This window comes from Pseudomonas jessenii, assembly GCF_002236115.1.
Lineage (GTDB): Bacteria > Pseudomonadota > Gammaproteobacteria > Pseudomonadales > Pseudomonadaceae > Aquipseudomonas > Aquipseudomonas jessenii.
Genome location: NZ_NIWT01000007.1, coordinates 164068 through 177925 on the forward strand (window position 1 = coordinate 164068; position 13858 = coordinate 177925).

Annotated in this window: 13 protein-coding genes; 8 read left to right on the plus strand and 5 right to left on the minus strand. The window is 59.3% G+C overall.

Translation table 11 applies throughout. The annotated features are described in order from the left end of the window. Positions 1-71 precede the first annotated feature (71 nt). Positions 72-884, plus strand: a complete 813-nt coding sequence (locus tag PSJE_RS23690; protein ID WP_090456658.1) for a gamma-carboxygeranoyl-CoA hydratase — start codon at positions 72-74, stop codon at positions 882-884. Beyond that, a complete protein-coding gene (locus PSJE_RS23695) occupies positions 884-2839 on the plus strand; it encodes an acetyl/propionyl/methylcrotonyl-CoA carboxylase subunit alpha (protein WP_090456660.1) in 1956 nt (651 codons plus the stop codon). Before PSJE_RS23690 ends, PSJE_RS23695 begins: the two co-directional genes overlap by 1 nt. A 38-nt stretch (positions 2840-2877) precedes the next feature. Here the strand turns inward: PSJE_RS23695 and PSJE_RS23700 are convergent, their stop codons facing one another. Beyond that, positions 2878-3525 (minus strand): LexA family protein, encoded by a 648-nt coding sequence (locus PSJE_RS23700; RefSeq protein WP_090456662.1) that lies wholly within the window; start codon positions 3523-3525, stop codon positions 2878-2880. Positions 3526-3654: 129 nt separating this feature from the next. Here PSJE_RS23700 and PSJE_RS23705 point away from each other — a divergent pair, with 129 nt between their 5' ends. Together PSJE_RS23705 and PSJE_RS23710 are read left to right on the plus strand one after the other, a co-directional pair. After that, on the plus strand, positions 3655-3996 hold the full coding sequence (locus PSJE_RS23705; RefSeq protein WP_090456664.1) for a DUF6124 family protein: 342 nt from the start codon (positions 3655-3657) through the stop codon (positions 3994-3996). Between the two features lie 486 nt (positions 3997-4482). Then, positions 4483-5634: a M14 family metallopeptidase gene (locus tag PSJE_RS23710; RefSeq protein WP_090456666.1), complete on the plus strand. Its 1152-nt coding sequence runs from the start codon at positions 4483-4485 to the stop codon at positions 5632-5634. A 45-nt stretch (positions 5635-5679) separates the two neighbouring features. On the opposite strand, the gene PSJE_RS23715 is transcribed toward PSJE_RS23710, so the two are convergent. The 3 genes from PSJE_RS23715 to PSJE_RS23725 form a co-directional block, all read right to left on the minus strand. Next, the gene (locus PSJE_RS23715; RefSeq protein ID WP_090456668.1) at positions 5680-6993 is read right to left on the minus strand and encodes a hypothetical protein; all 1314 of its coding nucleotides are present in this window, start codon (positions 6991-6993) and stop codon (positions 5680-5682) included. A 179-nt stretch (positions 6994-7172) separates the two neighbouring features. Next, the gene (locus PSJE_RS23720) at positions 7173-7718 is read right to left on the minus strand and encodes a cytochrome b (RefSeq protein WP_090456670.1); all 546 of its coding nucleotides are present in this window, start codon (positions 7716-7718) and stop codon (positions 7173-7175) included. After that, positions 7715-8800 carry a catalase family peroxidase gene (locus PSJE_RS23725; protein ID WP_090456672.1) on the minus strand — a complete coding sequence of 362 codons (1086 nt, stop codon included), beginning with the start codon at positions 8798-8800 and terminating at the stop codon, positions 7715-7717. Before PSJE_RS23725 ends, PSJE_RS23720 begins: the two co-directional genes overlap by 4 nt. A gap of 158 nt (positions 8801-8958) precedes the next feature. Between PSJE_RS23725 and PSJE_RS23730 the strand changes: the two genes are divergently transcribed. From PSJE_RS23730 to PSJE_RS23745, 4 genes are all read left to right on the plus strand, one after another. After that, positions 8959-9465, plus strand: a complete 507-nt coding sequence (locus tag PSJE_RS23730) for a sigma-70 family RNA polymerase sigma factor (RefSeq protein WP_090456673.1) — start codon at positions 8959-8961, stop codon at positions 9463-9465. Further along, complete coding sequence (locus PSJE_RS23735; protein WP_090456675.1) at positions 9462-10214, plus strand: anti-sigma factor family protein; 753 nt, start codon at positions 9462-9464, stop codon at positions 10212-10214. Before PSJE_RS23730 ends, PSJE_RS23735 begins: the two co-directional genes overlap by 4 nt. 164 nt (positions 10215-10378) lie before the next feature. After that, positions 10379-11503, plus strand: coding sequence for a cell division protein ZapE (zapE, locus tag PSJE_RS23740; RefSeq protein ID WP_090456677.1), 1125 nt, complete (start codon positions 10379-10381; stop codon positions 11501-11503). A 125-nt stretch (positions 11504-11628) separates the two neighbouring features. After that, the gene (locus PSJE_RS23745) at positions 11629-12942 is read left to right on the plus strand and encodes a leucine-rich repeat-containing protein kinase family protein (protein ID WP_090456679.1); all 1314 of its coding nucleotides are present in this window, start codon (positions 11629-11631) and stop codon (positions 12940-12942) included. Positions 12943-13074: 132 nt separating this feature from the next. Here the strand turns inward: PSJE_RS23745 and PSJE_RS23750 are convergent, their stop codons facing one another. Then, positions 13075-13779, minus strand: coding sequence for a YebC/PmpR family DNA-binding transcriptional regulator (locus PSJE_RS23750; protein WP_056854673.1), 705 nt, complete (start codon positions 13777-13779; stop codon positions 13075-13077). Between the last annotated feature and the right edge of the window lie 79 nt (positions 13780-13858).

Consider the following 13858-nt stretch of genomic DNA (forward strand, 5'->3'; position numbering starts at 1 on the left):
ACCCAGCGACGCCCTCAAGACCATCGCGAGCAAGCTCGCTCCTACAGAATAGAGTTGTGGAGACGGACAATATGAGCGACTTCAACACCCTCGAACTGCTGACCGACCCCCGTGGATTTGCCACGCTGTGGCTCAGCCGAGAAGAAAAGAACAACGCCTTCAATGCCGAAATGATCCGCGAACTGATACTCGCCCTCGACAAAGTCGCCAGCGATGCCAGCCTGCGTTTTCTGATCGTGCGCGGTCGCGGCAGGCATTTCAGCGCCGGCGCCGACCTGGCCTGGATGCAGCAATCGGCCGAGCTCGATTACGCCACCAACCTCGATGACGCCCGGGAACTGGCGGAATTGATGTACAACCTGGCGAAACTGAAGATTCCGACCCTGGCCGTCGTGCAAGGCGCGGCCTTTGGCGGCGCATTGGGCTTGATCAGTTGCTGCGACATGGCCATCGGTGCCGATGATGCGCAATTCTGCCTGTCGGAAGTGCGCATCGGCCTGGCACCCGCGGTAATCAGCCCGTTCGTGGTGCAAGCCATTGGCGAGCGCGCTACACGTCGCTATGCCTTGACCGCTGAGCGCTTCGGCGGGCAACGGGCACGGGAAATCGGATTGTTGTCGGAGAGCTATGCAAGTGCCGAGCTGGAACAGAAAGTCGAGCAATGGATCGACAATCTGCTGCTCAACAGTCCGGCCGCGATGCGCGCCAGCAAGGACCTGTTGCGCGAAGTCGGCGACGGCTCACTGACCCCGGCATTGCGCCGCTACACCGAAAACGCCATCGCCCGCATCCGCGTCAGCCCCGAAGGCCAGGAAGGCCTGCGCGCCTTCCTGCAAAAACGTCCGCCGAGCTGGCAAGCCGAAACCACCAAGGAGCCCCGTTGATGAGCGCACCTGTCCTCACCACCCTGTTGGTGGCCAACCGTGGCGAAATCGCTTGCCGGGTAATGCGTACCGCAAAGGCCCTGGGCCTGACCACCGTGGCTGTGCACAGCGCCACCGACCGTGACGCCCGGCACAGCCGCGAAGCCGACATTCGGGTTGACCTCGGTGGCAGCAAGGCCGTCGACAGCTATCTGCAGATCGACAAACTGATCGCCGCCGCCAAGGCCAGCGGCGCCCAGGCGATTCACCCCGGCTATGGCTTTCTGTCGGAGAACGCCGGGTTCGCCCGCGCCATCGAAGCGGCCGGCCTGATTTTCCTTGGCCCGCCCGCCTCGGCCATCGATGCCATGGGCAGCAAGTCCGCCGCCAAAGCCCTGATGGAAACCGCTGGCGTGCCACTGGTGCCCGGTTATCACGGCGAAGCCCAGGACCTAGAAACCTTCCGCGCCGCCTGCGAACGCATCGGCTACCCGGTGTTGCTCAAGGCCACGGCCGGGGGCGGCGGCAAAGGCATGAAAGTGGTCGAGGACGTCAGCCAATTGGCCGAAGCCCTGGCCTCGGCCCAGCGTGAGGCGCAATCGTCGTTCGGCGACTCGCGGATGCTGGTGGAGAAATACCTGCTCAAGCCACGTCACGTGGAAATCCAGGTCTTCGCCGACCAGCACGGCAACTGCCTGTACCTCAACGAACGCGACTGCTCGATTCAACGTCGTCATCAGAAAGTCGTCGAAGAAGCCCCGGCGCCAGGCCTGAGTCCGGAGCTGCGGCGCGCCATGGGTGAAGCCGCCGTACGCTCGGCGCAGGCCATCGGCTACGTCGGTGCCGGCACCGTGGAGTTTTTGCTGGATGCGCGCGGCGAGTTCTTCTTCATGGAGATGAACACCCGCCTGCAGGTCGAACACCCGGTCACCGAAGCCATCACGGGCCTCGACCTGGTGGCTTGGCAGATTCGCGTGGCACGCGGCGAAGCGTTGCCGATGACTCAAGACCAGGTGCCGCTGGTGGGGCACGCGATCGAAGTGCGGCTGTATGCCGAAGACCCGGGCAATGATTTCCTGCCGGCGACCGGTCGCCTGGAGCTGTATCGCGAATCCGCCCAAGGGCCGGGGCGTCGAGTGGACAGCGGCGTTGAAGAAGGCGATGAAATTTCGCCTTTCTACGACCCGATGCTCGGCAAGTTGATTGCCTGGGGTGAAGACCGTGAACAGGCGCGCTTGCGCCTGCTGAGCATGCTCGACGAATTCGCCATCGGCGGGCTGAAGACCAACATCAATTTCCTGCGGCGCATCATAGGCCACCCGGCATTTGCCGCTGCCGAACTGGATACCGGCTTCATTCCCCGTTATCAGGAACAGTTGCTGCCGACCCCAGCGGAACTCAGCGATGATTTCTGGCAAGCCGCCGCCCAGGCGTTCGCCCAGAGCCAGCCCCATGCAACCCGCGCCGATGACCCGAGTTCGCCGTGGGCTGCACCTAACGGGCTGCGTGCCGGCTTGCCGAGAGAAATCACTCTTCACTTGAGTTGTGAAGGTCAGGACCGTGCGCTGACGCTGGGCGACATCAATGCCCACAGCGCACGTCTCAAGGGCGAGCAACTGCTGACCGAGTACGAAGGCGTGCGCCGTCAGCACCGCGCAATACGCCGTGGCGACTATGTGTATTTGCAGTGGGATGGCGAGTTGCGCCGCATCGAGTCTTACGACCCGATCAGCGCCGTCGAGGCCAGCCACAGCCATCAGGGCGGGCTGACCGCCCCCATGAACGGCAGCATCGTCCGGGTGCTGGTAGAGGCCGGGCAATCGGTCGAGGCCGGGGCGCAATTGGTGGTACTGGAAGCGATGAAGATGGAGCACAGCATCCGCGCGCCCCACGCCGGGGTGATCAAGGCGCTGTATTGTCAGGAAGGCGAAATGGTCAGCGAAGGCAGTGCGCTGGTCGAACTGGAAGAAGCGTGAAATGAGATCGGTCCTACGCATCGCGAGGACCGATCTGATCAGAACCTGGCTGTTGCCTGAACCACTACACCGATGATTCGACACTCTTCGGTGTACAAGGCTTTCGGATACGTCGGATTGAGCGGGACCAGATAACGCTGCCCGCCCTCTTCGATGAGTTTGCGGAACGTGGCTTCGGTGCTACCCGGCCACTGGGCAATGACCAGTTTGCCAGGCTCGACGTCCACCGCAGGGTCCACCAGGATCAGCATGCCTTCCGGGATGCTGATGCCATTGGGTGCGGTCATCGCATCGCCTGCCACTCTCAACCAGAATGCCGGCCCCCGGGCGTGGTAATCGGACAGTTCAAAGTGCCCTTTTCCGTACACCGGAACCTCGCCGTCACGCACTTCGGCAGGTTCGCGCCAGTCACTGACGGGGTAGCGAAAGTACGGGTTGTACTTCTGTGTCAGGGGGATTTCGTCGTCCGTTGACGCCTGCGGCTCCCGGATCACCAGCGCCACTTCGAGAAACTCAAGGCCCAGCGCCCGCAGCACACGGTTCATGTCTTCGATGCCGGGTTCACGACGTTTGTTGAGCCAGTGGCCAATGCCGCCCTGGGACATCCCGAGGCGCTCGGCGAGTATCTCTTGAGTGATTTTGAGTTCACTCATCTTGGCCTTGACCAATTCAATCCATTTATCCATGTGCGGCACGATACGTGGGCGACTCCAGCCATCAAAACACAAAATGTAGTATTTAAATTGTCGTCACAAATACAGTTCGTATTAGGATCGGTTCACGGATCTGAATCTAACACGGAGCTTGCCATCGCCATGAACCAACCCACCAATGACCTGCCGGACATGCACATCGACACCACCTTTGCCTCGCCCCTGGACTCAGCGGCGGCACAACGCGCGCTGGACTATTACTTGAAACCAGCTGTTTCGGAGGGAGTGGCCGAGCCGCGTTTTTTTGATGTAAACCGCAATATCAGCGGCGAAGAGGCGCTGGTCCATGCCCTGGACCTGTTGCGCTGTGCTGCCGCCACCGCGTACGAGTCCGCCAATCATCTGCAAGGCGCAAGCCGCGACCTGGCATTTTCGACGGTGCACATGATCGACATGGCCAAGGCGATGGTCGATCGATCGCTGGAGAAGTATGAAAACGGTTGAGGTGAGAAGGCAAATCGAGAGGGCAGGAAAGAATTTTCCTGTCGCGCAGGTAAAAACGTTTGACTTGCAAACGAGAATGATTATTATTGCATCAACTGATCGCGAGATCAGTCGATGGACCAGGTGACCTTAGGTCGGTCTCCTGGACTATCTCCTCATCAGGCTAATCACGGTTTTTGACCCGGCTTTTTGCCGGGTCTTTTTTTTGCCAGTTTTTCTGGCTTTGGCTTCAGGCTAATGAAGTCTTTGGGTGCCGCAAATTCGATGGCGCGGATGATATCAAAAGAATTCCAGTTGGCAAGAGAAGCCCGGCATCATTGGCTAAAACCAGCGACAGATAGCACTTGAGAATCAATCGCATAGTCTCTAAGCTGCGGCGGCGTCAAGGAGGACGCCCCCACCCTCGCACCCCGCAATTCCCCTCGGTTTCACCCCACTCTTGCGTGTAAAGTAGCCACCATAAAAATCATATTCAAGGACCCGATTATGGCCGTGGCTAAATCTTCTTTCGACATCAGTGCCAACTTCGACAGCGGCAATATCCAGGTAATCGATGTCAGCGACCCGCTCAAGCCCCTGCTGGCGATCCGCCCCGATACCAAAAGCAACCATTTCCAATGGTTCCACTTCAAGGCAAGCGGCCTGCATGTCGGCCAGGAGCACTGGTTTCGCCTGAACAATGCCAGCCAATCCTCCTACAACAAGGCCTGGGCCGGCTATCAGGCGGTGGCGTCCTACGACCACGTCAACTGGTTCCGCGTACCGACCATTTTCGAAGGCGACTGCCTGCGCTTCAGCCTCGAAGCCGAGCAGACCCATGCCTGGTTCGCCTACTTCGAACCCTACAGCCGAGGTCGCCACGACTGGCTGATCGAGCAGGCGCTGACCAAGGCCGGCACCGAACTGCTGGCCACCGGCAAGAGTGTCGAAGGTCGCGACATCCAGCTATTGCGCAAAGGCACCGGCGCCGAAGGCCAGCGCAAAGTGTGGATCATCGCCCAGCAACATCCGGGCGAGCACATGGCCGAGTGGTTCATGGAAGGCGTGATCGAACGCCTGGAAAGAAACGACGACCCAGTGCTGAACAAACTGCTGGCCGGCGCCGACCTGTACCTGGTGCCGAACATGAACCCGGACGGCGCCTTCCACGGACACCTGCGCACCAACGCCATGGGCCAGGACCTGAACCGCGCCTGGCAGAACGCCAGCCAGGAAATCAGCCCGGAAGTCCTGTTCGTTCAGCAGCAGATGGAAAAATACGGCGTCGATATGTTCCTCGACGTCCATGGTGACGAGGAAATCCCTCACGTGTTCACAGCTGCTTGCGAAGGCAATCCGGGTTACACACCGCGGATCGAAAAACTCGAAGAACACTTCCGCAACCACCTGAAACACACTACAAAGGATTTCCAGACCAAACACGGCTACACCCGCGACGAGCCGGGTCAAGCCAACATGACGCTGGCCTGCAACAGCGTGGGCCAGAAGTACGACTGCCTGTCGCTGACCCTGGAAATGCCGTTCAAAGATCACGATGATCATCCGAACCCGTTGACGGGCTGGTCGGGCAAGCGCTCGAAGCAGTTGGGGAAGGATGTTTTGACGACGGTGGCGGAGATGGTTGATACGCTGCGTTGACTCAAAGCATGACCTGATCTCTCATGAGATCAGGTCATCAAAACTTTACCGAGAAGCACCATTGCTCATTCTGGACTCTGCCCCTTGAGCATTAACTGCCTTGACATAGTAGATTGTTCTATTGGACGTAGTCGAAGCAACATATGTCAAGCCTGTCACCTCCGCTACTTTGACTACCTCTGAACCATTAAGCACATTGCGATACACATCGTACCGAGCAGCATCGCTGGACGGATCCCAGCTAAATGTAACTGTGGTTATTGTTGATCCAGTTTTTCTAAGGTTCTGGGGGATACTAACTGTATAAGAAGACAGACGCGCCGCATTTTCTCGCCATACGCGGGCCATATCTGCGGTGGCAGCATTTCCTATAGGTAAACCATGAGCATCGCGTACATTGGGTGTTGAGTAATATGGATGACCGTTCCCGCATTGAGCGGTGAAGGTTTTTCCGTTTTCATACCCATAACCATAGGGAACTACTCCTCCGCCATCACGCTGGCAGTGCAAGCCTCCGGCGTTATGCCCTACTTCGTGGCGAAAAAATTCACCATAAACATGACCAACTGCAAAGTTTCCCGGCATTTTTCCATACCCAACTACCGGACCAGAAAAAACCCCATAAACCAAATCTGGATTATTTTTCTCTATCCCCACCGAAAATATCCTCGGAAGTTGATTTAATGTCTCACGGGTTGGCGGATAGTCTTCTTCAACGACTTGTACACCTACCAACCTCATCGAAACATTCGTCACACGTGAATTTCGCAAAGCCAAATTAACGCTTTCCACCTGCGCCAATGCATTGGCATGAGCATCACCACCGGCAGCTATAACGGCTGAGCGCGAATAACCAATAAGTATCTCTATGACATAGGCGTCTGCTGACGCTGTTGATTTCGGCGTAGCAGATGTAGCTTTTACCTCGTCAACTACCGTATCAGGTCGAGAGTAATCCACAGTGGGAAAAGGAGTGAAGCGGCCTTCTCCTTTGTTGTTGACCACAAGCAATCCATTGTTCCCCGATTGTTCCACTACTGCGGTCAGGCTGCCATCCTTATTCGACCTAACCGAAACCAGCGACCCAACCGACTTGTCTGGCATAATCAAATTACCGCTCTCAACGGTATACCCGTCAATCACCTTCGAACTCGACCGCTCAAACGCCCCTGGCTTAATCCAGTCCCGATACAGCTCTTCCGTAGTCTTGCTAGCAACATTTTCCACAACCCAGCTTTTCGGCCCACGAGGTTCCGGTGGTGTTGAATACGCACAGGCCCCTAGCAACACAGCCATCGATACTGCCGACAGCGAAGTAAAAGCACTCCGCATCAAACGCACACCTGTAGTCTTGAACATGATTCATCTCCCTGAATAACAAGATCAGTGCTGTTCGACTGACCTCATCCGGGCCACTGCAGTCTTTGAGCATTGAACGCGTCTTTTCGAGAAGGCGAAACTGTCAAAGTTGACAGGTATGTGTGATCCCCTACCTGTAGGAGCTGCCGCAGGCCACTCCTACATTGGCTTAGCGCAGTTCAGGGCATGTCTTTACCGCGCAACATACTGTTCAACACCTCATCACGACGCACCCAACCGTGAAACAACGCGGCCGCCAAATGCAGCAACACGGTCAGAAACAACAGGTACGCCAGATACCCATGGGCCTTGCGCAAAAACGCAAACAGCTGCGCGTCCGCCGGCACGATCGATGGCAACTGCAACGAACTGCTGAGCATCACCGGTTCGCCCGACGCCGAAATCATCGTCCAGCCCAGCAGCGGCAAGACCAGCATCAAGGCATACAGCAATACATGCGAGGCCTTGGCCGCCACCGCTTGCCAACCCGGCAAATCCACCGGCAGCGGTGGTTGCGTGGTGGAGAACCGCACCACCAGCCGCACGATCACCAGCAGCAAAATCGCGACACCCAAAGGTTTGTGCAGATTGATCAGCCATTCATGCCGTTCGGACACCGAGGCGACCATCCCGGCACCGATAAACAACATGGCGATGATCATCAGTGCCATCAGCCAGTGCAGCAGTCGCGCCAATGGAGCGAAGTGGTTGGATTGAGTGCTCATTGCTGGGCCTCCTGTTTGGCGGCGGGCAACTGGCTGACTTCGCTGGTGCGACGCAGGTAGGAATTGGCGTAACCGGCTGAACGAGCGGCGAGCAACGGGTCGTCGGACCCTTCGATACCGGCGGGTAAGACCAGCGGGTCGTAATTGATGTCACGGCATTCGCCATTGAGTTGCGGCTGGGTTTTTTCCAGCACCAGCGTGCCTGCGTTCAATACTTTGCGCCCTTCAGGCCAGGCTTTGCTGGCGTCGTTCACGGGATCGCCGGCATTGGCCAGGATGATATTCAACTGCCAACGCAACGGTCCTGCGGCTATACGCTGAACCAGGTCTTTCTCCAGAAAGTCGCTGCCCTCGGGCGCCATGGCACCCGACGCATCCTGTGCTACCGGCACCATGCTCCAGCGCACAGCCTGGCGTTGTCCGGCAGCGTTCACCAGATAAAACGCGTTGACGCTGTTATAGGTCTCGGTGACGTAACTGGCTGACGGTTTGGCGGTCTTGATCCAGGCCAGAAAGGGTGCAGCTTCCGGATGCGCACCGAAAAACGCCGGAACCGCGGTCGGGTTCGGCTTGCCCGTAGCCGGGTCCGGCGACTGCGCCTGCTGCAATTGATAGAACGCCTCGGGCGTGCCCACCGGGAACACCGGCATGCTGTTCATCCCCGTGCGCCACTGCTGGCCGTTGGCCTGGGTGAAGCGCAAGGCCATGCTGCGGATCGGCACGGCACTGTCCGCAGCATAAGGGTTGCCGGCCGGCAAGGCGAAACGCCCGACCACCGGCGTCCGAGCTTCGTTGAACACCTGGGCGGTGGAATAGCTGCGCGCCTCACCGCTGCTCTCGAAATGCCCGATCACGCACACGCCTTTGGAATGGTTGCGACGGAAACCCGGATGCACGCCGTTGTTGGTTTCCAGCACGTTGATCAGTTTCTTCGGGGTCAGGCGCTGTGGGTCAAAGGTGCCGTTGACGTAGGCAAACGCCCCAGCCACGACGGCAACGACCACGGCAATGCCAGCCAGACGCAACGTCAGGCTTGCCGCACTCAAGGGTGGCCGGGTTGGCGGTGATGATCGATCTACCATGAAAGACTCCAGGGCCATCGGCCACAAGTGAGAAGAATCAAGCAGACGCACCGCATGCAGGTTTATTCCCACGCGCGGTGTTTATTTTTTCTGACGTGGAATAACCTCCGGTACCGGACGTCTTCCTAGTCCCAAGCGTAGTGACTAGTCAGAACTTCATGAACGATATCGACGAACAACTGAGGGAAATCATTCCAGGATTGCGACGGTTCGCCGTGTCGTTGACGCGCAACACCAGCAGCGCTGACGACCTGGTGCAGGCGAGCCTGGAGCGGGCACTCTCGAGTTGGGCTGGCAAACGCGCCGAGGGCGACTTGCGCGCCTGGCTGTTCTCGATTCTCTATCGGCAGTTTCTCGATGCTCACCGTCGCTCCCGGCGCTACGCGCGCATGCTCGAATTCTTCACCGGGCGTGACGATGCCCAGCCCTCGGTGGAGCGCACCGTGATTGCCCAATCGACCCTCAACGCCTTCGACCGGCTGCCCACCGAGCAGCGCGCGCTGCTGCTCTGGGTGTCGGTGGAAGGTTTGAGTTACAAAGAGGTCGCCGAGATTCTCGACGTACCCACCGGCACCGTGATGTCCCGCCTGTCCCGAGCTCGCCAGGCCCTGCGCCAACTCAGCGATGGCGAAATCAACCGCCCTTCCCTGCGGAGACTCAAATGATCAGCATGCCCCCCAGCGAGCGTGACCTGCACGCCTACGTCGACCACCAACTGAGCGACGCCGACCGACGCCAGGTGGAGACTTTTCTGGCCGGTAACCCGCAGATGGCCGCGCAAGTGCGCGCCTGGCAACAGGATGCCCAGGCACTGCGCGCAGCGCTGAGTGGTGCCTTGCAACAACCCGCGAACCCGGACCTGGATCCGGCGGTTATACGCCAGCGCCTTAAACGCCAATCCCGTAGACACCTGGCCAGTGCCGCGATGTTGTTCATCGCCGTCAGCGTCGGCGGTTTCAGCGGCTGGCAAGCGCGGGAGATGACACTGGCGAGTCCCCAGCTTCCAATGACCGATGCGCTGCAGGCGTATCGCCTGATTGCCCAGCAAGGCCTCCTGCCGGCGGATTTCAAAGTCGGCGACGACGGTGACATGCAAGGCTGGCTCGACCGCTACTTCACACAGGCCAATCGCCTGCCCGACCTTTCGGATGCCGGTTTCAAACCGGTCAGCGGGCGCCTGCTGAGCACCGAGCAAGGCCCGGCGGCGATGGTGGTCTACGAGAACCAGAGCGGGCAGAAAATCAGTTTCTACGTGCGCCCGCCAGGGCCGAAAAACTTCCTGCTGCCCAGGGGCAGTCGCAGTGATGGCGAGTTGCAGGCCGAGTACTGGTCGGGAAGTGGCTACAACTATGCGATGGTCAGCCCGGCGGATACACCGGCGGCGCGGATGCTCAAACAGACCACTCAATTCTGATCGCCATCCAGCTGCTTTTTTTGTGGGAGTTTGCGGTGTTCCTTTAGAGCCCAGTGACGGTGGCCCGGAATATGCCGACACTGCTGGAAGCAGATTCCCTGCTCTGGTTACACTATGGCGGCGCAGCACAAAGAGCCTGCCCGTACACCAGAGGTGATATCCCAGTGGCCGTTCGACCGCCCAGCCGTTCGCGAATCAAATCGCGCTGGCAAACGTTGCGTCGCCTTCTCGGCAAGGCACCGGCGCCCGGTAGCGCCGCGACAGGCCAAGTCATCCACGACTACTTTCGCCATCAGGCCCATGCCCGGGGCTACACCCTCAGTCACAGCCAACAGCGGGTGATCGACTGCATGGCCCGGCATGCCTGCATGCTGATGGGCACTGCGGCGAAACCCCTTCCCGGCCTTTACCTGCATGGTGCCGTGGGGCGCGGCAAAAGCTGGCTGCTCGACGGGTTTTTCCGGGCCATTCCCCTCGCGCAAAAACAACGCCTGCACTTCCATCAGTTTTTCGCCCAACTGCACCAGGGCATGTTCGAGCACCGCGATCAGGCCGACGCCCTGGCGATCACCCTCGATGAACTGCTCAGCGATTGCCGGGTGCTGTGTTTCGATGAGTTCCATGTGCACGACATCGGCGATGCGATGCTCATCACCCGGTTGTTCAAGGCACTGTTCCAGCGCGGCATCCTGTTGCTGGTCACCTCCAATTATCCGCCCGAAGGCCTGTTGCCCAATCCGCTGTACCACGCCCGCTTCAAACCGGTGATCGACTTGATCAATGCGCGCATGCAGGTGATGGAGGTCGGCGGGCCCCACGACTACCGCAGCCAGGCCCGAACCCATGCGCATCAGTTGTTCACTCAAGGTCACTACGTCTGGCCGGCGAGCGTGGCGCAACGACAATCGCTGAACCTACCCAGGCACAATGCCCCGCCTGTTTCGTTGCCGGTAGGTACCCGGCATTTGCGAGCACGTTTCTGCGAAGGACGCGGCATCGGGTTTACCTTCACCGATTTGTGCGATCAGCCCACGGCGGTGATGGATTATCTGGAGCTGTGCCGCCAGTTCGACCGCTGGATCATCGATGAACTGCCACTGCTGGGCGATTGCACGATTGCCGCCCAGCAGCGTTTTATCAATCTCATCGACGTGCTGTACGACCAGGACAAGCACCTGACGTTGCTCGGGCAGCACTCATTGCGCGAAAGCCTGGGTGGCGATGCCATTGATCTGGCGCGCACGCGCAGCCGATTGGGACAACTGGTCGAAATCAGCGAACCGGTCTAATCGATATCTTTTTGTTGTATTGAGGGGCCTCTTCGCGAGCAAGCCCGGCCCCACATCTTTCCCGCTATCATGTCGCCCATTTCCAGGGCCCCGCGCCCTCCTCTAGGTTAATGGCGAATCTGTTCATGCATACCCTTGCTCAATTGCGCGCCGGCGAGTTGTCGGGCATCACGCGGCTGGATCTGGCCGAGGGCCTGACCGAGTTTCCCCGGGAGATCTTCGATCTGGCGGATTCGCTGGAAGTGCTCAACCTCAGCGGCAATGCTCTGAGCGCGCTGCCAGAGGACTTGCATCGCCTGACCCGTTTGCGCGTACTGTTCTGCTCCGATAACCGTTTCACCGAGTTGCCGGCCTGTGTTGGCCAATGCGCTGCACTGACGATGATCGGCTTCAAGGCCAACCGTATAGCCCACGTGCCCGCAGCGGCACTGCCACCACTGCTGCGCTGGCTGATCCTGACCGACAATTGCATCGAGACGCTGCCGAGCGCGTTGGGAGAGCGGCCATACCTGCAAAAGCTGATGCTTGCCGGTAACCGCCTGCAGGCGTTGCCGGAGTCGATGCACAATTGTCATCGGCTGGAGCTGATCCGCATCGCCGCCAACCAGTTCACCGACTTGCCGCAATGGCTGCTGACGCTGCCAAGCCTGACCTGGCTGGCCTACGCCGGTAATCCGCTGGAAACCGAAGCCGATGCCGCCGCCCTCGATGCCACACCGCGCATTGACTGGTCGGCATTGCACCTGGAGAAAAAACTCGGCGAAGGGGCGTCCGGAGTGATTCATCAAGCTGTCTGGCAACCGACCGACCAACCGGCCATGCCAGTTGCGGTGAAGCTCTACAAGGGTGAAATGACCAGCGATGGCTCGCCGCTGCACGAGATGAACGCCTGCATCACCGCGGGTCTGCACCCGAATCTGATTCGCGTCGAAGGGCGGATTGTCGATCACCCGCAACAAACCGCCGGGCTGGTCATGCAGTTGGTCCCGCCGAGTTTTCGCAACCTCGCCAGCCTGCCGAGCCTGGCGTCGTGCAGCCGCGACATTTATGCCGAAGGCTTGCGTTTCAGTGCGGCGGTGGCGCTGCGCATTGCCTCGGGCATTGCCTCGGTGGCCGAACACTTGCACAACCACGGTATCACCCATGGCGATCTCTACGGGCACAATATTCTGTGGAATGAACAGGGCGATTGCTTGCTGGGGGATTTTGGCGCGGCGTCGTTCCACGGGATTTCCGACAGCCTGGAAAGCCGCGCCTTGCAGCGGATCGAGGTGCGGGCGTTCGGGGTGTTGCTGGGCGAACTGCTGGAGCGGGTTAGTTCGGGGTTGAGCGCCGAACAGCGTGGGGTACTGGAAGATCTGCAACAGCGTTGCTGCCAGCCGCAAGTGCTGGTACGGCCGGGGTTCAGCGAAATCGTGCGGCAATTGGAAAGTCTGTGACCGCTGCGCGGTCAATCGCGAGCAAGCTCGCTCCCACAGGGTAGCGCTAAACCTGTGGGAGCGAGCTTGCTCCGGGCGGCGATCCGACGATGACGGTCTGTCAAACAACATGACCGTCATTGACACAAAGACTTAACCCGCCAACCCGACAAACATGTCCTGCACGTCGTCGTGGTTATCGAGGCCTTCGAGGAACGCTTCGACTTCCGCCATCTGCTCATCGCTCAGGCCGCTGACCGGGTTTTTCGGCTGGTAGCCCAGTTTGGCCGACAGCACGGTGAAGCCTTGTTCCGGCAGGGCTTTCTGCACCGCGTCGAGGTCGGTCGGTTCGGTCAGGAACAGGGTTGCACCCTCTTCACCCGGCTCGAAATCCTGTGCACCGGCTTCGATGGCGGCCATTTCCGGATCGGCGTCCGGGGTGTCCGGCGACGCTTCGATCATGCCGACGTGGTTGAAGTCCCAGGCCACCGAACCGGAAGCCCCCAGCTGCCCCTTGCGGAACGCCACGCGGATCTCGGCGACGGTGCGATTGATGTTGTCGGTCACGCACTCAACGATCAACGGCACCTGATGCGGGGCGAACCCTTCATAGGTCACGCGATGGTATTGCACGGTTTCGCCCAGCAGGCCCGCGCCCTTCTTGATGGCACGATCCAGTGTTTCCTTGGGCATCGAAGCTTTCTTGGCCTGTTCAACCACCAGGCGCAAGTGCGCGTTGGTAGCAGTATCAGCGCCGTTGCGCGCAGCAATGGTGATTTCTTTCACCAGTTTGCCGAAGATCTTGCCCTTGGCATTGGCTGCCGCTTCTTTGTGTTTAACCTTCCACTGTGCGCCCATTTCTCACTCTCTTATCTGTGGCATCTGTGGCGCCGAGACATCTATTGGCCGACGCTTTGCACAAGTTTATACGGCCTAA